This window comes from Paracoccus sp. (in: a-proteobacteria), from assembly GCF_030538495.1.
Classification (GTDB): domain Bacteria; phylum Pseudomonadota; class Alphaproteobacteria; order Rhodobacterales; family Rhodobacteraceae; genus Paracoccus.
The window spans coordinates 1-20,292 of the sequence record NZ_JAUNTW010000012.1; the positions used below are offsets into that span (position 1 = coordinate 1).

A 20,292-nucleotide genomic window follows, 5' to 3' on the forward strand; every position below is an offset into this window, starting at 1 on the left:
CTCGACGAACTCCATATCGAACCGATCGTACGACAGCCGCTCGAATTCCATCTCGCCCAGCTCGTCGAACAGCTCATCGAACTCCAGCTCGAACAGTTCGTCGAACTCGTCGGACGATAACGACGACGACGATTGATCGGGCCGGGCGTCGCGCTCTGAACATTGGGATGGCCGGGGGTATCCGGCCATCCTTTCCCCACCGCCAAGGATCGCATCATGTTTTTCCGTCGTCCCACCCCCGAACCTGAACCCACGCCGCAGATCCGGTTTCTGTGCGAACCCCGCGATGAACAGGTGATCGCGCCGCCGGTTCCGGCGAAAAAGCACATGCCCGACTGGTTTCGCAAACTGCCCGCGATTGATCCCGAACAGCGCAGCCTGCACGACACCGGGCTGACGGTGAAACGCTGTATGCCGTTTCTGGATGCGATGAATACCGGCTGGATCATCCCGCTGGCCGCATCCGTGCGGTTAGAGATTTCCCAAAACGGCACGCAGGTTGTCGGCGCGTGGGATTTTGACCGCACGATGATGTCCAATCACGGCCCGCATCAGGTGGCGGGGAATCCGTGGGGGACAGATGCTGGCCCGCGTCCGCCGCGGAAATTTCATAACTATTGGACGGTTGTGACGCCTCCGGGCTGGTCCTGCCTGTTCATCCATCCGATGAACCGCCCGAACGGGATTTTTGAAATCGCCGCCGGGATTGTGGACACCGACACTTATCGCGCGCCGATTCATTTCCCGTTCTTTGCGACCGGGCCGGATGGGCTGTATGATCTGGCCAAAGGCACGCCGATTGCGCAGGTCATCCCCTTTCGCCGTCAGGATGCCGGGATGGACGCCTTTATCGGCGCGGAATCCGCGCCCGAGGCCGCCGCGCGTGATGCCGTCACCCGCAACACGCGCGCATCTTCGGGGTGGTATCGCACCGATGCGCGCGCGCCCCGTTAACCAATCGCGCTAACCAATTGCGCGGTCTCGGGTTTCGGTTTTGACCATCCACAGCGCGCCCGCCGCCACGATCAGCAGCGCGGCGAAGGTGCCGATGGCAACGCCGAACCCCAGACCGAACACCGCGCCCAACAGGGTGGGGGCCAGAATCCCGCCGACGCGGGCCATGGCACTGGCGGTTCCCATGCCGGTGCCGCGCAGATGGGTGGGGTAAAGTTCCGGCGTGAACGCATAGAGCGCGCCCCATGTCCCCAGCAGGGCAAAGCTCATCAAAATCAGCGATGCCGCGACCATGACGGTGCCGCTGGCGATGGTGAACAGGAAACACCCCGCCGCTGACAGGAACAAAAACGCCATCAGCGTCGGGCGGCGGCCCAGACGGTCAACGCCCCATGCCGCCAAGGCGTAGCCCGGTATCTGCGCCAGAGCCAGCACCACAAGGAACCCATAGCCACGGACAAAGCCGAATCCTTCGGTCGCCAATTGCCCCGGCACCCAGACGAACACGCCGTAATAGGACAGCGACACCAGAAACCACACCGCCAGCACGCCCAGCGTGGCCTGACGCAGCGTGTCGTCGAAAATGGACCGCGCCGCCCCGGTCGGCACCTGCGCCGTGACCAGATGCGTGTCAGCGGGCAGAGGCACCGCGCCATTGACACGCAGCACGCGGTCGATGACGGCGCGGGCCTCGGCCTGTCGGCCTTGTCGTATCAGGAACATGGGCGATTCCGGCACCCAGAAGCGCAGGAAAAACCCAATAACCGCAGGCGCGGCGGCGACAAAGAAAATCCACCTCCACGGCGCCGTTGCCCCCCATGATGCTGCCGCCCATGCGGTCAGGGCGATGATGATGGTGCCGATGGCCCAGAAGCCTTCCAGCCAGACCAGCCAGCGGCCCCGGTTTTTGGGCGGCAGAAATTCGGCCATCATGGCGTAATCCACGGGCAAAGTGCCGCCCACGGCCACGCCGGTTAAGAACCGCATCACCAACAGCCATGTGAAATCCCCGGCCCAGACCGACAGCAGGCCGAACACCGCATCCATGGCGACCGTGCCAAACAGCACCCAGCGACGCCCCACGCGGTCGGCAATCCGGCCAAAGGCGAACGCGCCCACAAACATGCCCGCGAAAAACACCGTTCCGATTTGCAGCGCGGTGACGCGATCCAGCCCGAAGGTCGCGGCAATGGACGGCGCGGCAAAGCCCACGGCGATGACCTGCATCGCATCCGCCGCCCAGACCAGCCCGAAAATTGCCAAGAGCCGCCACTGGAACCGACCCGCTCCGCCGCGCGTCAACGCCTGATCCACGGTCATTTTCATGCCTGCCCCCCTTTGTGTTCGGGCGCAACCCTAACGCGCGCCCCTCGAAAGGCAAGCGGCATAGACACCCCGGCCCGCCCCGTTTAGGTTGCGGGCAAAGGAGAACCCCATGTTCACAATCGCCACCTGGAACATCAATTCCGTGCGCCTGCGCGAAGGTCTGGTCGCCCGCCTGCTGCGCGAGGAACGTCCCGACATTCTGTGTTTGCAGGAATGTAAATCGCCGGTCGATAAAATCCCGCTGACGCAGTTTCAGGAACTGGGCTATCACCACATGGTCGCGCGCGGGCAAAAGGGGTATAACGGCGTGGCCATTCTGTCGCGTCTGCCGATTGTGGATGCGGGGGATCGTGACTATGCCGCTTTGGGCCATGCCCGCCATGTCGCGGCGCGGTTGGACAATGGCGTGGTGATCCACAATATGTATATCCCCGCCGGGGGCGATATTCCCGACCCCGACGCGAACCTGAAATTCCGGCAGAAACTGGATTTCGTGGCGGAAATGCGCGACGTGTTTCATGCCGACCGCCCCGAACGGTCGATCATGGTCGGCGATTTCAACATCGCTCCGTTAGAGGACGATGTGTGGTCGCATAAACAAATGCTGAAAATCGTCAGCCATACCCCGGTCGAGGTCGCGGCCCTGTCTGATGCCCAGGACGCGGGCAAATGGGTGGATGTGACGCGGCAGGACATCCCCGACGGTAAGCTGTATTCGTGGTGGTCCTATCGCGCGCGGGATTGGGACGTGTCCGATCGCGGGCGGCGTCTGGATCACATCTGGGCCACGCCCGACATTGCGACCGCCGCCCATGGCAGCCGTATCCTGCGCCCGGTGCGCGGCTGGGACCAGCCCAGCGACCATGTACCGGTCTTTGCCAGCTTTGATCTGTAACCGCCTCTTTTGTTCCGGCGCCCGGTTCCCCATATTGGGCGCGTGATGCCAGCCAAGGATATTATGATGCTGTTTGACGCCCCCGGCGATGCGCCCAAAACCGACGATTTCATCAAAGACGTGTCCGAGGCCAACTTCATGGCCGAAGTGGTCGAGGCGTCGATGCAGGTGCCGGTGATCGTTGATTTCTGGGCGCCGTGGTGCGGCCCGTGCAAGGTTCTGGGTCCGCAACTGGAATCCGAGGTCGCCCGCCACAAAGGCCGCGTCCGCATGGCCAAGGTGAATGTGGACGAAAACCAGATGATCGCGGGGCAGTTGCGGGTGCAGTCGATCCCGACCGTCTATGCGTTCTTTCAGGGTCAGCCGGTTGATGCGTTTCAGGGGCAAATCCCGCCCAGCCAGATCAAGGAATTTGTCGATAAACTGGTCGCCATGGGCGGCGATGATGGCGGGCTGGCCGATGCGATCACCGCGGCCGAACAGATGCTGGCCGACGGCGAAACCGCCGATGCGATTGAAACCTTTGCCGCGATTATTGGCGAAATGCCCGACAGCGCCGATGCGTGGGGCGGGCTGATCCGCGCGCATCTGGCCGCAGGCGATCTGACGGCGGCGGCGGATGCCGTGGCGCAGGTGCCGGCGGGCGTTGCGGGGGCCGCGCAGGTCGAAGCCGCCCGCGCGCAACTGCAACTGGCGCAGCAGGCCGAAACGGCGGGGCCGTTGGGTGATTTGCAGGCCCGCGTGGACGCCAACCCCGACGATCAACAGGCGCGTCTGGAACTGGCGCAGGCGCTGCACGCTGCCGGTCAGGTGGGCGATGCCGTCGATATTCTGCTGGACAGTTTCCGCCGGGACCGCGACTGGAACGACGGCGCGGCCAAGGCGCAGTTGCTGACCATCTTTGACAGTCTGAAACCCACCGATCCGATTGCGCAAAAGGGGCGGCGGCGGTTGTCGTCCATGATTTTCGCGTGACCCATGCCGGTGCGTTTTGATCTGCCCGACCGTATCGCGCTGTTCCCGTTGCCGGGGGCGGTCTTGATGCCGCGCGCGCGGTTGCCGTTGCACATCTTTGAACCGCGCTATCTGCAAATGCTGGATGATACGCTGAAAACCGATCACCGCATGATCGGCATGATCCAACCCGAAGGCGACGGGCTGGCCTCGATCGGTTGCGCCGGGCGGGTGGTGTCGTTCAATGAAACCGATGACGGGCGGATGATGATTCAACTGGGTGCGGTGTCGCGGTTCCGGCTGATGCAGGTGCAGGATGGCTTTGCCCCCTATCGCAGCGCCGTGGTGGATTGGTCGTCATTTGACCGTGACCGGGGCGGGCCGGAAACGGATCCCGGCATGGACCGCCCGGCGCTGTTCGCGCTGTTGTCGCGTTATATGGAGCAGCACGAATTATCGACCGATTGGGATGCCGCATCCGAGGCCGAGGACGAATTGCTGATCAATTCCCTGTCGATGATGCTGCCCTTTTCCCCCGGCGATAAACAGGCGCTGCTGGAATCGCCCAGCCTGACCGACCGGCGCGAATTGCTGGCCGGTCTGATCGAATACGCCCTGCGCGGCGGCGAGAATGAGGAACCTCTGCAATGACCGATACCCCCGGCTTTGACCGCCATATGCTTGAGGCTCTGGTCTGCCCCGTGACGCATACCACGCTGCATTACGACGCGGCGCGGCAGGAATTGGTGTCGCGCGCGGCGGGGCTGGCCTTTCCGATCCGCGACGGCATCCCGATCATGCTGATCGACACCGCCCGTTCGATCCGCGCCGATGACTGATCCCAGCATGGTGCCGCGCGTGTCGGCACGGTCGCTGGGGCCGGTGCCTTTGCCCCTGTGGGTGCGGGTGGTGATTGTGCTGTGCTGCGTGATCGAAGCGGCGCTGATGCTGTCGGACCTGACCGGGTTTCGGCTGCGCGCATGGTCCACGATTCTGGGCGGGTTCTGGTCGCCCTTGGCCTGGGGCGGGACGGGTGCCTATTCGGGGCAGGGGCTGGTGATGTTTGTCACCTATGGGTTTTTGCACGGCGGGCTGCTGCATCTGGCGATGAACATGATTTCCTTTGCCGCCCTTGCGCGGGAATTGGGGCGCATGATCGGGGCGTGGAACATCGCCGTGATCTATGCCGTCAGTCAGGTCGTCGCCGCCGTGACATTCGCCCTGATGGCGCCGGATGCGGGGCCGATGGTCGGCGCCTCGGGTGCGGTTTTTGGGCTGGCGGGGGCGGTTGTGGGATTCGCCGCCGTCACCCTGCGCCGTCGCCGCCAATCGACCGGGCCTTTGTGGCGCGGGGTCGGGTTGGTGCTGGGGCTGAACATCGCGCTGACGCTGCTGATGCCCGCGATTGCGTGGCAGGCGCATCTGGGCGGCGGGCTGATCGGGCTGGTCATGGGCGCATGGGTCGGTGTGCCGGTCGCACGCCGCGCCAAGACGTAAGCGCCGGAGGTTTCACACCCCCAGCCCGCCCCACGGAGGCGGGCGTTCGACGGGGAAAAGGTCCACTGGACCTTTTCCTGATCCGTCTCACCCCGTGGGATATTTTTGCACAGAAGATAAAAAACGCCCCGCAGCCGGAAGCGCGGGGCGAAAAAATGCGTAAAATGCGACGTAAAAATTACGCGCGTTCGCTGTATTCAAAGATTTCGGTGTTCACGACGATGCTTTCGCCTTCGCCCACAAATGGCGGGATCATGATGCGCACGCCGTTATCCAGAATCGCGGGTTTATAGCTGTTGGCCGCGGTCTGGCCTTTGACCACCGGTTCAGTTTCCGCGACAACGCAGGTCACCTTTTGCGGGATTTGGACGGACAGGGCTTCTTCGCCGTAATATTCGATCGTGGCGGTCATGCCGTCTTGCAGGAAGGGGCGGCGGTCGCCCAACAGGTCCGCGTCCAGTTCCGTTTGTTCAAAGGTTTCGCTGTCCATAAAGACCAGCTTACCATCGGTTTCATACAGAAATTGCTGGTCTTTTTGGTCCAGACGGACGCGTTCGACCTTGTCTTCCGACCGGAAGCGTTCGTTCAGTTTGCGGCCGTCGCGCAGGTTTTTCAGTTCGACCTGCGCAAACGCGCCGCCTTTGCCGGGCTTCACATGGTTGACCTTGACGGCTGCCCACAGGCCCCCGTCATGTTCCAGAATGTTGCCGGGACGGATTTCGTTGCCGTTAATCTTGGGCATAGGGGGCCTTTGGGCTGAAGGACATCAAAGAATTGACCGTTCAGACGTTGAACGGCGTTGTGCCGCCCCTATATCCAGACTTGATGCCTGAGGCAACCGAAAGCAGGGGTTAACCGTTGTCAAGGCAGTCGGGGGCGAAATTGTGACGATAATGGCAGGTTCGACGCAGTTTTTTTCCCGCAGAGCAACGCTTTGCGGTATGTGCATGGCAGATATGTGGCAGGAGGCATACCGAATCAGCCGCGTTTTGCGATAGTTGCAGGCGATGCCGTCGCAGAAACGGATATACAAAAACAATGGGCTGTGTGTGCCAGCCCGCAAAGCATCCGTAAAGGGTGCAAGGATGGAAGAATAATGCGCGATTTTGTTGACGGCTCGGCCTTCAATTTCGAACAAGGCCAACGTGCCCGCAAGCTGTTTGCGGCGGTTGTTCTGGCGGCATTGGATGATGCCATCGCGGATGACAAGAAATATGGCAACGGTCCCGAACAGATCGCCCGCTGGGCGCGGTCGCGTGATGGACGCGAAGTGTTGTCCTGCGCCGGGATCGACCCCAACGAACGCGTGGTCAAAGGGTTGATGGCCTTTGTCGAAAAGGGTGTGCGCACATCCGTTGCCCTGTCGCGCGAAGAAAGCGAACGCCGCATGGCCGCTGAGGCGGAAGAGGCTGAGGCCGCGTAACAGCCGCCACATCTGTGTAAAAGGGCCGCCCCGATGGGCGGCCTTTTGCGTTACAGCCGCATCACCTGACGTTCATTGAAATAGCGGGTCACGGTATCGGCATGGCACAATTCCGTGGCCGGGGTTTCAACCGCCGCCGATGCCGCCGCTGCCCCCAGGGCGAGGGCGTCCTGCACCGGCCAGTCGCGCGCCATGGCCAGCACGAAGCCCGCGACAAAGCTGTCGCCCGCACCCACGGCGCTGACCACGGTGTTCTTGGCCGCCGCCGCGAACCACGCGCCATCCGGTCCGGCAATCACCGACCCATCGGCCCCGCGCGCCACGATCACCGATTTCGCCGCGCCGTCCCGCACCAGACCGGCGGCGAACGCCGCGCTGTCGCTGCGCAGGGGCAGGGGGCGGCCGGCCAGATCCTCGGCCTCGTGGCTGTCCATGCGCAGGACATCGACGGGGGTGGAGGACCCGGCAAGCGCGCGCAGCGCCTCGCCCGAGGTGTCAACGACCAGCTTGGCGCGCCCGTCCTTCAGTCGCACGGTCAGCATCTGTTCAAAGCCCGGCGCCACGCCCGGCGGGTTTGACCCCGACACCACGACCCAACCGCCCGCGCGCGCCTGTTCGGCAATTGCGGCCATCATGTCGGACACATGCGCTTTGTGCCATTCCGGCCCCGGCAGCACGAAACGAAACTGTTTTCCGGTCGCCCGGTCGGTCACGGCCAGCGATTGCCGCGTTTCCCCCGGCGCGTTGATCCGCACCAGCGACAGCCCATCCGCGCGCAGCATATCCGCCATGCGCGCGCCCGTCGCGCCCCCCAAAGCCACAAGCGCGGTTGATTCGCCGCCCATAATTTTGATCGCGCGGCTGACATTGATCCCGCCGCCGCCCGGATCAACGACCGGCTTATCGCAGCGCAATTTCAGTTCCGGGCGCACCTCATCCGTGGCCGTGGACAGATCAAGCGCCGGATTCAGCGTCACGGTCAGAACAGGGGCCTGCATCATTCCCACCATTTGTCGATTTTGGCGATGTCATCATCGGACCAGCCGAAATGATGCGCCAGTTCATGCGTGACGATATGCGCGACCAGATCGCCCAGTGACACATCCCCGCGCGACGCCCATTCATCCAGCAAAGGACGACGGAACAGCCAAATAATATCAGGCTGTTCGGGCTGTTCACTGACCGATTTTTCCGTCACCGGGATGCCGTCATAAAGCCCCGTCAGTTCAAACGGATCGTCGATTTCCAATTCGTCCAGCACGTCATCGGGCGCGAAATCCGCAACCCGGATCGCGACCGAGGCCGCCAATGCCGCAAATTCCGGCGGCAGGCCGTCATGGGCTGTGCGTGCCATGGCCTCGATCTCGTCCTCGGTGGGCGCTGTGGCGCCGTCCCAGTCTGTCATCCGTGCCTCCTGTTGTTGCCCTGATATGGACAAAAATCGCCGCCTGTGAAAGAGCAACATCAACACGGAGACCGCACATGACCATCACCCGCTTTGCCCCGTCACCCACCGGCCACATTCATGTTGGCAACCTGCGGACGGCGCTGTTCAACTATCTTATCGCGCGCAAGACCGGCGGGACGTTCATCCTGCGGCTGGATGACACCGATCAGGAACGGTCGAAACAGGAATATGTGGACGGGATCAAACGCGATCTGGACTGGCTGGGCCTGCATTGGGACCGGGTGGAACGCCAGTCGCTGCGTCTGGACCGCTATGCCGAGGTGGCGCAGGAATTGCGTGCCTCGGGTCGGTTGTATGAGGTGTTTGAAACCCCGACCGAGCTGGACCTGAAGCGCAAAAAGCAACTGAATATGGGCAAGCCCCCGGTTTACGACCGCACCGGCCTGACCCTGACCGATGCCGACCGCGACCGCCTGCGCGCCGAGGGCCGCGACGGTTACTGGCGCTTCCGTCTGGATCACGAACGCATCGAATGGGTGGATGGGATTCTTGGCGATATTTCGATCGACGCCGCATCGGTCAGTGACCCGGTGCTGATCCGCGCCGATGGGCAGGTGCTGTATACCTTTGCGTCCTCCGTCGATGACACCGATATGGGCGTGACGGATATTGTGCGCGGGTCGGATCACGTCACCAACACGGCGACGCAGATTCAGATCATCCGCGCCATCGGTGGCACGCCGCCGACATTCGCGCATCACAGCCTGTTGACTGGCGCCAAGGGCGAAGAACTGTCCAAACGTCTGGGTTCGCTGGCGCTGCGCGATCTGCGCGAAGCGGGTGTCGCCCCCGAAGCCTTGCTGTCGCTGATGGCGCGGCTGGGGTCGGGGCAGCCGGTCGGGCTGGCCAGTCTGGACGAATTGGCCGATGCGTTCGATCTGTCGCAATTCGGGGCGTCTCCGACCAAGTTTGACGCCGAAGACCTGTGGCCGCTGACCCGCGAACGCAATCAGGTGCTGTCGTTTGATGTTGTGGCTGACCGCATCGCCGGTTTGGGTGTTCCTGCGGATCAGGCCGAACGGTTCTGGGCGGTTGCGTCGCAAAACATCACTCGGCTGGATGATCTGGCCGGCTGGTGGCAGATCTTCAGCCAGGGTGCCGAACCCGCGATTGATGCCGAGGACGCCGATTTCGTCGCCCAAGCCATGACCCTGCTGCCCCCGCCGCCCTATACCGACGCGACTTGGGGCGAATGGACCGCCGCCGTCAAAGACGCCACTGGCCGCAAAGGCAAGGGCCTATTCATGCCCCTGCGCAAAGCCGTGACGGGACAGGCCCACGGCCCCGATATGTCGCAGGTGATGCCGCTGTTGCAGGTGGTGAAAGCCCGCGGGTGAGTTTTGGAATGGTTGACGGCGCCCATGGTGGCGCCGTTGTTTTTTTGAGTATTTTTGCACAGAAGAAGCCGCAGGGGTGGCGCGGAAGCTGTGGTGGTTTGGGTCGTGAGGGGGATGGCGGGTTAAGGTTCATGCAGGCGGCGCAGAATCTGTGCAGCCGGTGCGTGTCGGCGCGGGCTGCGGCGTTAAGATTAATGCGGGTGCGACGGTGTGGCGATCCTGTGCGTGGGCAGGCTGGCCCGTTAAGGTTAATGGCGGCGCGGGTAGGGCTTGTCAGCGTCTTGGCGCGGGACTCACCCGCTCACCCGCTCACCCGCTCCGCGTCGTTAACCTTAACGCGCCGCATGGTCGATGCCTGCGCCGTTCGCGGCCCCCTTATTCACCGACCCATCAAAACCAAGTTGCGCCCCGACCGCCCCGGCGGGTCAGGCCGGTATGGGTTGTCGCCCGACGATCGGGGCGGCTTCTCCTGTGACGGTCATCGGCTCTCCAGCCTGTTCCGCATGATCAATCTGGCACAGACAGATGAATTAAAGGTTAACGGCTGCTTCTTCTGTGCCTAAATACTCAACCCGCAACCTTGCGATAAAAAACAACGCTGCAGAGCCGAAAACCGCTTGACGCCCCCCGCCACGGACCTTAAAGACGCCTTCACCCGTGGCGGAGTAGCTCAGTTGGTTAGAGCAGAGGAATCATAATCCTTGTGTCGGGGGTTCAAATCCCTCCTCCGCTACCATTTCCCTGCATATGGCTTTTACCCCAACCGTTCGGGCAAATCCCATCCACGCAGCAATTCACCCGCCGTCATCGGCTTTTTCCCGGCCCGCTGCGCCTCGATCACCTCAACCGCGCCTTCACCGCAGGCGACGGTGAACCCGTCCAGCACCGCCCCCGGCACCCCGGACCCATCGACAATCCGCGACCGCAGCAATTTCACCCGTTCGCCCGCCACATCGCACCACGCGCCGGGAAAGGGCGACAGCCCGCGAATCACCCGGTCCACCTGCGCGGCGGGCTGGGTCCAGTCGATGCGCGCCTCGGCTTTGTCGATCTTGGCGGCATAGGTCACACCCTGATCCGGCTGCGCCACAGCCGGAACGGGCAACCGCGCCAGCACATCCACAACCAAATCCGCGCCCATCTGCGCCAATCGGTCATGCAGATCGGCGGTCGTATCGCCTGCCGAAATCCGGGTGCGCGCCTCGGCCAGAACCGGGCCGGTGTCCAGCCCGGCTTCCATCTGCATAATGGCCACGCCGGTTTCCTCATCCCCCGCCATCACCGCGCGATGAATCGGCGCCGCCCCCCGCCACCGGGGCAACAGCGACGCATGAATATTCAGACAGCCCAATCGCGGCGCGTCCAACACGGCTTGCGGCAAAATCAGGCCATAGGCGACCACAACCGCCACATCCGCCCCCAATTCCGCAAACGCCGCCTGCGCATCCAAATCCCGCAACCGCTCCGGCGTGCGCACGGGGATGCCCAATTCATCGGCGGCGGCGTGAACCGGGGTCGGGCGCGGCTTTTGCCCCCGCCCCGCAGCCCGAGGCGGCTGGGAATAGACTGCAACCACATCATGCACCGCCGCAATCGCCCGCAGCGCCGGCACGGAAAAATCAGGCGTTCCCATGAATATAATGCGCATCGCAACCTCTATCTTCTGTGCGTAAATATCCCGGGGGTCCGGGGGCTGGCCCCCGGCCTATCCCCGCCGCGCCAGCTTGGCCGATTTCTGCACCAGCATCTTGCGCCGCAGCGGAGTCAAATGGTCCACATACACGCGCCCGTTCAGATGGTCGATCTGGTGCTGAACGCTGGTCGCCCACAACCCGACAAAGTCGCGATCCTCGATCTGGCCCTGATCGTTCAGGAACCGCACGGTAACGGCGCGGGGGCGGGACACGGGGGCGAACACACCGGGCAGATTGGGGCTGGCCTCATCATGGCTGCGCAGTTTTACGCTGGCGTGCAGAATTTCGGGGTTGGCCATGCGCACCGCCTGACCGCGTTTGTCGGACGCATCCACCACGGCCAGCCGCAGCATGATGCCGATTTGCGGCGCGGCCAGACCGACGCCGGGCATCGCCTCCATCGTGTCGATCATATCGTCCCAGATCATGCGGACGGTTTCGGTCACCTGTTCGACCGGATCGGCGGCGCGATGCAAACGCGGGTCAGTATAGGGGATAAAGGCGCGCACCGTCATGTCAGGTCATCCACAATCAGCCGCCCGTTCAGATGGTCCAGTTCATGCAGAGCGATCCGGGCGGTGATCCCCTGCAAAACGCGGGACTGATGCAGCCCCTGCAAATCATACCAGGCCAGCGTGATCTGCACCGGGCGGGTCACGGACAGCACGCGACCGGGGATGGACAGGCAGGCCTCATCCCCCGGCTCGACCTGATCGGATTGGGCCAGAATATCGGGGTCCACGACGATCACCGGGTCGGGCTGGCCGTCTTTCCACCCCGCATCCATGACAAAGACCCGACGCAGCACCCCGATCTGCGGCGCGGCCAGACCGCGCCCCCCGGCGTTATACATCGTGGCCAGCAGGTCAGCGGACAGAGCAACCAGTTCCACCCCGGTCATATATCCGGCGGGCTGGCATATCTGATGCAGCACCGGGTCAGGCAGCATCCGCAGCGGCCGCACCGCGCCCCCGGCCAGATCGCCGGGCAAATCCGGGCGCTGTGGCGCGCGGCTGTCACCCACGGGCGCGATCTCGTTTCAGCTTTACCATTTTGCGGGTGATCATCTGGCGTTTGATCGCCGACAGATGGTCGATGAACAGCACTCCGTTCAGGTGGTCCAGTTCGTGCTGCGCGCAGGTCGCCCACAACCCGTCAAAGTCCTGCTCATGCGTTTTGCCGTCCAGACCCAGCCACCGCATCCGCACCTGTTTCGGGCGGGTCACCGACGCATATTGATCGGGGATGGACAGACAGCCTTCGTCGTAATCGTTCAGCTCGTCCGATTCCCATGTCACTTCGGGGTTGACCAGCACCATGGGTTGCTTTTCCGCGTCGGGGTCGCGCGTGGCGTCCATCACGAAAACCCGCGACAGCACCCCGATTTGCGGCGCAGCCAGCCCCACCCCCGGCGCATCATACATCGTCGCCAGCATCGCATCGGCCAGCGATTCGATATCGGGCGTGATGCGGGCCACGGGGTCGCAGACCTTTTTCAGGCGCGGGTCGGGATGGATCAGGATCGGTCGAATGGTCATAATCGTGATCTAGGCCAAGCCTTCACCATACGCAACAACCCGCGTATGCAGGACCAAACGCCAAAGGGGGAATAAACCATGACCAAACCCAATTTTGACGAAGCCATCAACCGCATCGGCACCCGCTGCAACAAATGGGACGATATGCAGGCGGTCTATGGCGTGGCCCCGGGTGACGGGCTGGCGATGTGGGTGGCCGATATGGATTTCCGCCCCCCTGCGGCGGTGCAACGCGCGGTGAATGACGCGGCGGCGCATGGGATTTACGGCTATCCCGGCGCGCATCAGCCCTATCTGAACGCGATCCAGTGGTGGATGGGCGCGCGGCATGGCTGGCCGATTGATACCGATTGGATCCTGACCTGTGCGGGGCTGGTGAATGGCGTGGCCATGGCGATTGACGCGACGACTGCGCCGGGGGATGGCGTGGCGGTGATGGCACCGGTCTATCACGCATTCGCCCGCACGATCCGCGCCAGCGGGCGGCGTCTGGTCGAACTGCCCCTGATCATGGTGGACGGTCAGTATCAGATGGACTTTGACGCATGGGACGCCATGACGGACGGCGTGAAAATGCTGATCCTGTGTTCGCCCCACAATCCCGGCGGGCGCGTCTGGTCGCGCGACGAACTGCGCGCCGTGGCCGATTTCGCCACCCGCCACGATCTGATTCTGGTGTCCGATGATATTCACGCCGATCTGGTGTTTCCCGGCGCGCCCCGTCACCAGATGGTCGCCAACGTCGCCCCAGATGTGACGAACCGCCTGATTACGCTGACGGCGGCGACCAAGACCTTTAACATCGCCGGCGCGCATATCGGCAACGCGATCATTGCCGACCCCGATTTGCGCGCACGGTTCCGCGGGGCGCTGCTGGCGCGCGGCGTGTCGGCGGGCGCGTTCGGCATGGATATGGTCGCCGCCGCCTATTCCCCCGAAGGCGCGGATTGGGTCGATGCGCTGATGGAATATCTGGACGACAACCGCCGCATCTTTGACGCGGGCGTGAACGCGATTCCGGGGCTGCGGTCGATGCCCTTGCAGGCCACCTATCTGTCATGGGTCGATTTCAGCGGCACCGGCATGACGCCCGACCAATTCACCGCCCGCGTCCAGGACGGCGCGCGAATCGCCGCGAATCACGGCGCGAGTTTTGGCCGGGGCGGCGATTCGTTCATGCGGTTCAACATCGCCACGACGCGGGCGAATGTCGAACTGGCGGTCGAACGGCTGCAAGCGGCCTTTGCCGATCTGCAATGACGCGGCGACTGGCGCGGCTGTTTTCGGCGCTGTCGCTGGCGCTGCTGCTGGCGGCGGCGTGGCTGATCTGGGCGCCCGCGCCGGTGATGCCACCCGCGCCGCCGCCCCAGATCACAAAAATCGACCGCATCGTGATTGAAAAAGCGGCGCGGCGGATGACGGTATGTCTCAACGGTCAGCCGGTGCGGACCTATACCGTCGCGCTTGGCTTTGCCCCCACGGGCGATAAAACCCGCCAAGGCGACGGAAAAACGCCCGAAGGCCGGTTCCATATCGACCGCAAAAACCCCGGCAGCGCCTATTACCGGTCGCTGGGCATCAACTATCCCAGGCCCGAAGACCGGGCGCGGGCGCGCGCGGCGGGGCTGGACCCGGGCGGAGACATCTTTATCCACGGCCAGCCCAATCAGCGCCCGAACGGCGAAACCCTGCCCGGCGACTGGACCGCCGGATGCATCGCCATCAGCGACGCCGAAATGGCCGCGCTGTTTGCGGCAACCGATATCGGCACCCCGGTTGAGATCCGCCCCTGACACGCCTCTTGATACGGGCCTGACACGGGCCTCGTTGCAATCCGCGCCGCTTGACCGCATATAGGCACCAAACAACCAAGGGCAGCCCGATGGTCTATCTGGATTTTGAAAAGCCGCTTGCCGATATCGAAGGCAAAGCCGAAGAACTGCGCATCATGGCGCGCAAAGGCGAAGGCGCCGTTGACGTGGAAAAAGAGGCGGCGGCACTGGACAAAAAGGCCACCGACCTGCTGCGCGATCTGTATAAAACGCTGGACCCGTGGCGCAAAACGCAGGTGGCGCGCCACCCCGAACGCCCGCATTGCCGCGATTACATTGACGCGCTGTTTACGGAATACACGCCTCTGGCCGGGGATCGCGCGTTCGGTGATGACCACGCGGTTATGGGCGGTCTGGCGCGGTTCAACGACGCGCCCTGTGTGGTGATCGGCCATGAAAAAGGCAACGACACCAAATCCCGCATTACCCATAATTTCGGCATGGCCCGCCCCGAAGGATACCGCAAAGCCATCCGCCTGATGGATATGGCGCATCGGTTCGGCCTGCCGGTGATTACGCTGGTCGATACGCCCGGCGCCTATCCCGGCAAAGGTGCCGAAGAACGTGGCCAGTCCGAAGCAATCGCCCGCTGCACCCAGAAATGTCTGGAAATCGGCGTGCCTCTGGTCAGCGTGATCATCGGCGAAGGCGGTTCGGGCGGCGCGGTCGCCTTCGCCAGTGCAAACCGCATCGCGATGCTGGAACATTCGATCTATTCGGTGATCTCACCCGAAGGCTGCGCCTCGATCCTGTGGAAAGACGCCGAACGGATGCGCGACGCGGCCGAGGCATTGCGCCTGACCGCCCAAGACCTGAAGAAACTGGACGTCATCGACCGCATCATCGCGGAACCCGTGGGCGGCGCACAACGCGACCCGCAGGGGACAATCGCCGCCGTGGGTCAGGAAATCGCCGCGATGCTGGCCGATCTGTCGGGCCTGTCCCCCGCCGATCTGGTCCGCGACCGCCGCCAGAAATTCCTGACCATGGGCAACCACGCCCTGACCGCATAACGCCGACGGCTGGGCGGCCCGACGCCGCCCCCGCCAACCCGGCGCGCAGAATGACCCCGCGCCGCAACGGGGCAACAGCCCCGCACTTACACCAAACGACCGCCCGTCGCTCTACCCCGCTTGGCCCACCCGTCCGGCACCGTGTGCGCCACAATCTGCATGACCCCAAAACATGACAACCAAATCATAGAAGCGATCAAATGGCTCTTTTGATTGGTGCGCCCGAATTCTTCTCGTGATCGCCATTATCTGGTTCACGCTCGACGTCCTTGGCATGACGCAACTCCCCCTCTTTCATCTTGGCGCAAATATCCCGCGGGGGTCCGGGGGCGCGAAGCCCCCGGCGCTCTCCACGCCAAACCACCCCAAATAAAACAGCGCCCCCACCAAAGCAGGGGCGCCATCCTCAAAACGTCACGCACAGACGACGCAAACGCCGCCCGCGCGGCCCTTACGCAGCTTTGCGGCGGCGGGCGATGCCGAAGGCCACCAGACCGGTGCCCAGCAGAACCACACCCGCCGGCAGCGGCACCGGCGCGGGCTGCATCCCCGACGCCGTCATGATCGCGCCAAAGATGCCGGTGTTGTCGATATAATCACCGTTGTTGTGACCCAGCGTCAGGGCCAGCCACGGATCGTTGCCGATGATGTGGTTGTTCAGCTCTTGCGCGCCCGCACCCTGCGCCCACAGCAGGGTGTTTTCGATGGTGTGGGTGCCGTAATGCCAGCGAACGCCCGGGATTTCACCGGCGCCACGGTTTTCGATCGGCTCGAACGGGTTGATGTCGGAATTCGGCCCCATCGGCATGCCGTTGCCATGGTCGGTCAGAACCAGCAGCAGGGTTTCATCCCAGTTCGAATTCGCCTCGACCCAGTTCACGGCATTGCGGACCGAGTGGTTGAAATCGACCTGTTCTTCGATGATCGCTTCGGTCCAGTTGGCGTGGGCGGCCCAGTCGACGGCCCCGCCTTCGATCATGACAAAGAACCCTTCGTCATTCTTGCCCAGATGGTTCAGCGCGCCGGTGGTCATGGTCGCCAGCGACGGAACGGCGGTGTTATAGGCGCTCCAGGTCGGGGTGCTGGGGTCGTAATCGAACAGGCGCCAGTCGCGGTTGTATTGCAGGGTGCTGGCCACCATCGGCACACCGATCAGGCGGCCGTCAACGGTCAGGCTGCCATCGGCCAGGGCCTCGAACGACGCGCGATCTTCGATCAGAGTCATCGCGGCGTCATCGCCGGTCAGGTTTTCCCAGACGCTGCGCGGGGTGTAACCGCCGCCCGACCCGGTTTCGTTGGCAAAGCGCGGCGCGCGTTCGATGCCCGAATCGGTGTAATAGGGATGGCCTGCGCCCATGATCAGGTCCAGCACGCCGCCGAACACCATCTGGCTGGCGATTTCGCCGTAATTGCTGCGGTTGATGTTGTTGGCGCCAAAGGCGGCCGGGGTGGCGTGGCTGAACGGAACGGATGTGACGACGCCGACCGAACGGCCTGCCTCTTTGTATTTTTCGGTAATCATGGCCAGCGGCTGGGCGAAATTGTCCACCGAAATGCCGCTGTTATAGGTTTTGGTGCCGGTCGCCAATGCGGTGCCAGCGGCGGCGCTGTCGGTATAGCCGCGTTTGATATAGTCATATCCTGCAAAGCTGCCCGGCGCCGTCGGCGTGCCATCCCACGCCAGTGCCGGGTCATAGGACACGGTCGGCGTGTCGTTATAGGTCGGCCGCGACGAGGTGTTCAGCGGCTGCGTGGTCATGCCCAGTTTGACGTCGAAATTGTCATAAACCTGGGTGCCTTTGGCGCCGAATTCCCAATAGCTGGCCATATCCCAGGTGCCCCAGGATGCGCCATCCGACACCATCATGATGACGTTTTTGACGATATTGGCCTGTGCTGCCATGGGCAGGGTCAGCGCAACGGTTGAAACAGCAGCCAGCAGGCCGGAACGAAGAGACGTGTTCATAAGTCACCAAACAGGTTGATAGGTCAAAGACTGCGACCTATTTACGGGGGCTTTTTGACAACTGGATGAAACTGCGCGGACATTTTAGTAAAATTTTAAGTTTTATGTTGGATGCTGGGGCGAGCTGGGCGCTTTACTTGTCGGGGGGAAGCGGCGCAAAGAACAGGCATCTTTGGTTTTGGATTATTTGGGGTTTGCTATGCGCCACGCGACCACTTGGGAACGCTATATGTTGTCGCTGATCAACGGGGAACGCGCAGCCTATGGCCTGCACCCCCTTCAGTTAGAGGTGACACTGAATCAGTCATCCGCGACGCATTCGGATTGGGTGATGGCGTCGGGGCAGTTTTCGCATACCGGCGAAAACGGCAGTTCGGCGACCGACCGCATTCGTGATGCGGGCTTCGATATGTCGCGTGGCTGGACGGTCGGCGAAAATCTGGCACTGGTCAGCACATGGGACGGGCTGCGCGCCCAGCAGGTCGATCAGATGCATCGCAACCTGATGAACAGCCCCGGACACCGCGCCAATATCCTGCACGCCGATTTTGACCTGATCGGGATTTCGGTCACGCTGGGCGAATTTGTCGGCCATGACGCCGTGATGACAACGCAGAATTTTGCCGCGCGGATTGGGCGCTATGACATCGACATTGCGCCGGATGTGACCATTTCAAAGACCACGCTGCCGGTGGTGGATGCTGTGGCGCAGGGGGCGGCCTCGGCCATTCCGGCGGTCGCGGGCAATGTGATTCGTGGCACGGCGGGCGCGGACCGGCTGATCGGCACAGCCGCGCGGGACCGCATCAGCGGCGGGGCGGGCGATGACACCATCAGCGGCGGTGCCGGGCGCGACGTTCTGTTTGGCGGTGATGGCAATGACCGGCTGTTCGGCGGCACGGCCAACGACCACCTGTATGGCGGGGCCGGGGACGATTATCTGGATGGTGGCGATCATAATGACCAGCTCTATGGCGGGGCGGGGGCGGATCGGCTGATCGGCGGCGCGGGGCAGGACAGCCTGTGGGGCGGGGCGGATAATGACGCGCTGTATGGTGGGGCCGGCGATGACTGGCTCTATGGCGGCACCGGCGACGATTACCTGTCGGGCGGCGTCGGTCGGGACATGCTGTATGGCGGCGGGGGCAATGACACCCTGTTCGGTGGCGACGGGGATGATCAACTGTATGGCGGCGCAGGGCGCGACAGCCTTGGCGGAGGGCGCGGCGACGACCGCCTGTTCGGCGGGTCCGGTGACGACGAACTGTTCGGCGGGTCGGGCGATGACTGGCTGGATGGCGGGTCGGGTCACGACGTTCTGCGCGGCGGCAGCGGCAATGACACGCTGACCGGCGGGATGGGGAACGACACCCTGTTCGGCGGCACAGGGGCCGACAGCTTTGTGTTCCACGCGCGCAGCGGGCGCGATGTGATCGCGGATTATCAGGTCGGCGTGGACCGCATCCTGCTGGCGGAATCCGTGGTCGGGGCGGATGTGACGGGCTTTGTCGCGAAAAACATCACCAAAACCGCGACGGGTGTTGTGATTGATCTGAGCGCGACGGATCGCATCACCATCCAAGGCGCGGATTTCACGGTGGATCAGATCGCAAACGATATTTATCTGTTCTGACGCCGCATCAGGTAAATATCCATAATCCAGCCATGCGCGGCCCGTTCGCGGGCGCGCGTGGCAATGATGCGGGGGGCGGCCTCGGACAGTGGCCCGTGATCCAGCACCTGATTTGCCATGCCGACAAATCCGCCCCACCAGATCGTCACACCATCGGGGGGCAGGTGCTGAAACGCGCAATCGCCATCCAGCATCACCACGACCGTATCCGCGCCTTCGGGCCAACCGAGATCGCGCAACCGCCGCCCCGTGGTGATCTGCACCGGCGCGCCAATAGCGTTCAGCGGAATCCGATGCGCCGCGCACAGCGCCTGAATCGCGGTGATGCCGGGAATGACCTGCAACCGCAGCGGCATCACGCGCTCCAGCCGGTCGGCAATGCGCAAACTGCTGTCATACAGCGACGGATCCCCCCAAATCAGCAACGCAACCGCGCCGCCGCCGGGCAAATGCGCGTCGATCTGCGCCCGCCACGCATCCGCGATTGCGTCATGCCAATCATCGACCGCGCCACGATAATCGGCGCGGGTCGCGTCGCGGCGGGGCAGGTCAAACATCACCTGTCGCGCCTGCGGTCCCAGATGCCGGGCCAGCATGTCGCGGCGCAATCCGGCCAGATCGGCCTTTTCATCGCCTTTGAAGGGGATCAGAACCAGATCGGCGGACCGCATGGCCTCAATCGCCTGCAAGGTCAGATGATCCGGGTTTCCGGCACCAATGCCGATCAGCGTCAGGGTAATCATATCGGGCCGGAGGTTGGGG

The 20,292-nt window shown here is 63.3% G+C and carries 23 protein-coding genes and 1 tRNA gene; 13 read left to right on the top strand and 11 right to left on the bottom strand.

Annotated features, from left to right (window positions below; genetic code table 11):
• On the bottom strand, positions 1–189 hold a 189-nt coding region (locus tag Q4G20_RS11525; protein WP_303343603.1), incomplete at its 3' end, for a hypothetical protein.
• 27 nt (positions 190–216) lie between these two features.
• On the opposite strand from Q4G20_RS11525, the gene Q4G20_RS11530 reads away from it, so the two are divergent.
• Positions 217–954 (top strand): hypothetical protein, encoded by a 738-nt coding sequence (locus Q4G20_RS11530; RefSeq protein ID WP_303343604.1) that lies wholly within the window; start codon positions 217–219, stop codon positions 952–954.
• 9 nt (positions 955–963) lie between these two features.
• Here Q4G20_RS11530 and Q4G20_RS11535 read toward each other — a convergent pair whose 3' ends face one another.
• Positions 964–2,280: an MFS transporter gene (locus Q4G20_RS11535; protein ID WP_303343605.1), complete on the bottom strand. Its 1,317-nt coding sequence runs from the start codon at positions 2,278–2,280 to the stop codon at positions 964–966.
• Positions 2,281–2,389: 109 nt separating this feature from the next.
• Here Q4G20_RS11535 and Q4G20_RS11540 point away from each other — a divergent pair, with 109 nt between their 5' ends.
• The 5 genes from Q4G20_RS11540 (at position 2,390) to Q4G20_RS11560 (ending at position 5,626) form a co-directional block, all read left to right on the top strand.
• On the top strand, positions 2,390–3,175 hold the full coding sequence (locus Q4G20_RS11540) for an exodeoxyribonuclease III (RefSeq protein ID WP_303343606.1): 786 nt from the start codon (positions 2,390–2,392) through the stop codon (positions 3,173–3,175).
• A gap of 63 nt (positions 3,176–3,238) precedes the next feature.
• Entirely contained in the window at positions 3,239–4,150 is a 912-nt protein-coding gene (locus Q4G20_RS11545) for a co-chaperone YbbN (protein WP_303343607.1), read from the top strand.
• A 3-nt stretch (positions 4,151–4,153) separates the two neighbouring features.
• The gene (locus Q4G20_RS11550) at positions 4,154–4,780 is read left to right on the top strand and encodes an LON peptidase substrate-binding domain-containing protein (protein WP_303343608.1); all 627 of its coding nucleotides are present in this window, start codon (positions 4,154–4,156) and stop codon (positions 4,778–4,780) included.
• Positions 4,777–4,968 (top strand): Trm112 family protein, encoded by a 192-nt coding sequence (locus Q4G20_RS11555; protein WP_303343609.1) that lies wholly within the window; start codon positions 4,777–4,779, stop codon positions 4,966–4,968. The genes Q4G20_RS11550 and Q4G20_RS11555 overlap by 4 nt, the downstream gene beginning before the upstream one ends.
• The gene (locus tag Q4G20_RS11560) at positions 4,961–5,626 is read left to right on the top strand and encodes a rhomboid family intramembrane serine protease (RefSeq protein ID WP_303343610.1); all 666 of its coding nucleotides are present in this window, start codon (positions 4,961–4,963) and stop codon (positions 5,624–5,626) included. The genes Q4G20_RS11555 and Q4G20_RS11560 overlap by 8 nt, the downstream gene beginning before the upstream one ends.
• Before the next feature lie 178 nt (positions 5,627–5,804).
• Here Q4G20_RS11560 and efp read toward each other — a convergent pair whose 3' ends face one another.
• A complete protein-coding gene (gene efp / locus Q4G20_RS11565; RefSeq protein WP_303343611.1) occupies positions 5,805–6,368 on the bottom strand; it encodes an elongation factor P in 564 nt (187 codons plus the stop codon).
• Between the two features lie 354 nt (positions 6,369–6,722).
• Here efp and Q4G20_RS11570 point away from each other — a divergent pair, with 354 nt between their 5' ends.
• Positions 6,723–7,049 (top strand): DUF6280 family protein, encoded by a 327-nt coding sequence (locus tag Q4G20_RS11570; protein ID WP_303343612.1) that lies wholly within the window; start codon positions 6,723–6,725, stop codon positions 7,047–7,049.
• 50 nt (positions 7,050–7,099) lie between these two features.
• Here the strand turns inward: Q4G20_RS11570 and Q4G20_RS11575 are convergent, their stop codons facing one another.
• Positions 7,100–8,050, bottom strand: a complete 951-nt coding sequence (locus Q4G20_RS11575) for a 1-phosphofructokinase family hexose kinase (protein WP_303343613.1) — start codon at positions 8,048–8,050, stop codon at positions 7,100–7,102.
• Positions 8,047–8,454 carry a metallopeptidase family protein gene (locus Q4G20_RS11580; RefSeq protein ID WP_303343614.1) on the bottom strand — a complete coding sequence of 136 codons (408 nt, stop codon included), beginning with the start codon at positions 8,452–8,454 and terminating at the stop codon, positions 8,047–8,049. Before Q4G20_RS11580 ends, Q4G20_RS11575 begins: the two co-directional genes overlap by 4 nt.
• Before the next feature lie 77 nt (positions 8,455–8,531).
• On the opposite strand from Q4G20_RS11580, the gene gltX reads away from it, so the two are divergent.
• Together gltX and Q4G20_RS11590 are read left to right on the top strand one after the other, a co-directional pair.
• Positions 8,532–9,854, top strand: a complete 1,323-nt coding sequence (gene gltX / locus Q4G20_RS11585; RefSeq protein WP_303343615.1) for a glutamate--tRNA ligase — start codon at positions 8,532–8,534, stop codon at positions 9,852–9,854.
• A gap of 659 nt (positions 9,855–10,513) precedes the next feature.
• Positions 10,514–10,590, top strand: a tRNA-Met gene (locus Q4G20_RS11590).
• 18 nt (positions 10,591–10,608) lie between these two features.
• On the opposite strand, the gene fmt is transcribed toward Q4G20_RS11590, so the two are convergent.
• The 4 genes from fmt to def (Q4G20_RS11610) are packed head-to-tail and all read right to left on the bottom strand — an operon-like array spanning position 10,609 to position 13,086.
• Complete coding sequence (gene fmt, locus Q4G20_RS11595) at positions 10,609–11,502, bottom strand: methionyl-tRNA formyltransferase (protein WP_303343616.1); 894 nt, start codon at positions 11,500–11,502, stop codon at positions 10,609–10,611.
• A gap of 57 nt (positions 11,503–11,559) precedes the next feature.
• Positions 11,560–12,063 carry a peptide deformylase gene (gene def, locus Q4G20_RS11600; protein WP_303343617.1) on the bottom strand — a complete coding sequence of 168 codons (504 nt, stop codon included), beginning with the start codon at positions 12,061–12,063 and terminating at the stop codon, positions 11,560–11,562.
• Positions 12,060–12,572, bottom strand: coding sequence for a peptide deformylase (locus Q4G20_RS11605; RefSeq protein WP_303343618.1), 513 nt, complete (start codon positions 12,570–12,572; stop codon positions 12,060–12,062). Before Q4G20_RS11605 ends, def (Q4G20_RS11600) begins: the two co-directional genes overlap by 4 nt.
• Positions 12,565–13,086: a peptide deformylase gene (gene def, locus Q4G20_RS11610; RefSeq protein WP_303343619.1), complete on the bottom strand. Its 522-nt coding sequence runs from the start codon at positions 13,084–13,086 to the stop codon at positions 12,565–12,567. The genes Q4G20_RS11605 and def (Q4G20_RS11610) overlap by 8 nt, the downstream gene beginning before the upstream one ends.
• 78 nt (positions 13,087–13,164) lie before the next feature.
• Between def (Q4G20_RS11610) and Q4G20_RS11615 the strand changes: the two genes are divergently transcribed.
• The 3 genes from Q4G20_RS11615 to Q4G20_RS11625 all read left to right on the top strand — a co-directional run bounded on the left by Q4G20_RS11615 (position 13,165) and on the right by Q4G20_RS11625 (position 15,931).
• Positions 13,165–14,346 carry a MalY/PatB family protein gene (locus Q4G20_RS11615; RefSeq protein WP_303343620.1) on the top strand — a complete coding sequence of 394 codons (1,182 nt, stop codon included), beginning with the start codon at positions 13,165–13,167 and terminating at the stop codon, positions 14,344–14,346.
• Positions 14,343–14,879: a murein L,D-transpeptidase family protein gene (locus tag Q4G20_RS11620; RefSeq protein ID WP_303343621.1), complete on the top strand. Its 537-nt coding sequence runs from the start codon at positions 14,343–14,345 to the stop codon at positions 14,877–14,879. Before Q4G20_RS11615 ends, Q4G20_RS11620 begins: the two co-directional genes overlap by 4 nt.
• An 89-nt stretch (positions 14,880–14,968) precedes the next feature.
• Positions 14,969–15,931, top strand: a complete 963-nt coding sequence (locus tag Q4G20_RS11625) for an acetyl-CoA carboxylase carboxyltransferase subunit alpha (RefSeq protein ID WP_303343622.1) — start codon at positions 14,969–14,971, stop codon at positions 15,929–15,931.
• Positions 15,932–16,382: 451 nt separating this feature from the next.
• Here the strand turns inward: Q4G20_RS11625 and Q4G20_RS11630 are convergent, their stop codons facing one another.
• Positions 16,383–17,897: an alkaline phosphatase gene (locus tag Q4G20_RS11630; RefSeq protein ID WP_303343623.1), complete on the bottom strand. Its 1,515-nt coding sequence runs from the start codon at positions 17,895–17,897 to the stop codon at positions 16,383–16,385.
• A 199-nt stretch (positions 17,898–18,096) separates the two neighbouring features.
• Here Q4G20_RS11630 and Q4G20_RS11635 point away from each other — a divergent pair, with 199 nt between their 5' ends.
• On the top strand, positions 18,097–19,530 hold the full coding sequence (locus Q4G20_RS11635; protein ID WP_303343624.1) for a CAP domain-containing protein: 1,434 nt from the start codon (positions 18,097–18,099) through the stop codon (positions 19,528–19,530).
• Here the strand turns inward: Q4G20_RS11635 and cobF are convergent.
• Positions 19,518–20,273: a precorrin-6A synthase (deacetylating) gene (gene cobF, locus Q4G20_RS11640; protein WP_303343625.1), complete on the bottom strand. Its 756-nt coding sequence runs from the start codon at positions 20,271–20,273 to the stop codon at positions 19,518–19,520. The genes Q4G20_RS11635 and cobF overlap by 13 nt on opposite strands.
• Positions 20,274–20,292: the final 19 nt, after the last annotated feature.

What these genes read in the sequence shown, in the direction of transcription:
- Q4G20_RS11530 (WP_303343604.1), top strand. Translation starts at nt 217, where the DNA reads ATGTTTTTCCGTCGTCCCACCCCCGAACCTGAACCCACGCCGCAGATC.
- Q4G20_RS11535 (WP_303343605.1), bottom strand. Translation starts at nt 2,280, where the DNA reads ATGAAAATGACCGTGGATCAGGCGTTGACGCGCGGCGGAGCGGGTCGG.
- Q4G20_RS11540 (WP_303343606.1), top strand. Translation starts at nt 2,390, where the DNA reads ATGTTCACAATCGCCACCTGGAACATCAATTCCGTGCGCCTGCGCGAA.
- Q4G20_RS11545 (WP_303343607.1), top strand. Translation starts at nt 3,239, where the DNA reads ATGATGCTGTTTGACGCCCCCGGCGATGCGCCCAAAACCGACGATTTC.
- Q4G20_RS11550 (WP_303343608.1), top strand. Translation starts at nt 4,154, where the DNA reads ATGCCGGTGCGTTTTGATCTGCCCGACCGTATCGCGCTGTTCCCGTTG.
- Q4G20_RS11555 (WP_303343609.1), top strand. Translation starts at nt 4,777, where the DNA reads ATGACCGATACCCCCGGCTTTGACCGCCATATGCTTGAGGCTCTGGTC.
- Q4G20_RS11560 (WP_303343610.1), top strand. Translation starts at nt 4,961, where the DNA reads ATGACTGATCCCAGCATGGTGCCGCGCGTGTCGGCACGGTCGCTGGGG.
- efp (WP_303343611.1), bottom strand. Translation starts at nt 6,368, where the DNA reads ATGCCCAAGATTAACGGCAACGAAATCCGTCCCGGCAACATTCTGGAA.
- Q4G20_RS11570 (WP_303343612.1), top strand. Translation starts at nt 6,723, where the DNA reads ATGCGCGATTTTGTTGACGGCTCGGCCTTCAATTTCGAACAAGGCCAA.
- Q4G20_RS11575 (WP_303343613.1), bottom strand. Translation starts at nt 8,050, where the DNA reads ATGATGCAGGCCCCTGTTCTGACCGTGACGCTGAATCCGGCGCTTGAT.
- Q4G20_RS11580 (WP_303343614.1), bottom strand. Translation starts at nt 8,454, where the DNA reads ATGACAGACTGGGACGGCGCCACAGCGCCCACCGAGGACGAGATCGAG.
- gltX (WP_303343615.1), top strand. Translation starts at nt 8,532, where the DNA reads ATGACCATCACCCGCTTTGCCCCGTCACCCACCGGCCACATTCATGTT.
- fmt (WP_303343616.1), bottom strand. Translation starts at nt 11,502, where the DNA reads ATGCGCATTATATTCATGGGAACGCCTGATTTTTCCGTGCCGGCGCTG.
- def (WP_303343617.1), bottom strand. Translation starts at nt 12,063, where the DNA reads ATGACGGTGCGCGCCTTTATCCCCTATACTGACCCGCGTTTGCATCGC.
- def (WP_303343619.1), bottom strand. Translation starts at nt 13,086, where the DNA reads ATGACCATTCGACCGATCCTGATCCATCCCGACCCGCGCCTGAAAAAG.
- Q4G20_RS11615 (WP_303343620.1), top strand. Translation starts at nt 13,165, where the DNA reads ATGACCAAACCCAATTTTGACGAAGCCATCAACCGCATCGGCACCCGC.
- Q4G20_RS11620 (WP_303343621.1), top strand. Translation starts at nt 14,343, where the DNA reads ATGACGCGGCGACTGGCGCGGCTGTTTTCGGCGCTGTCGCTGGCGCTG.
- Q4G20_RS11625 (WP_303343622.1), top strand. Translation starts at nt 14,969, where the DNA reads ATGGTCTATCTGGATTTTGAAAAGCCGCTTGCCGATATCGAAGGCAAA.
- Q4G20_RS11630 (WP_303343623.1), bottom strand. Translation starts at nt 17,897, where the DNA reads ATGAACACGTCTCTTCGTTCCGGCCTGCTGGCTGCTGTTTCAACCGTT.
- Q4G20_RS11635 (WP_303343624.1), top strand. Translation starts at nt 18,097, where the DNA reads ATGCGCCACGCGACCACTTGGGAACGCTATATGTTGTCGCTGATCAAC.
- cobF (WP_303343625.1), bottom strand. Translation starts at nt 20,273, where the DNA reads ATGATTACCCTGACGCTGATCGGCATTGGTGCCGGAAACCCGGATCAT.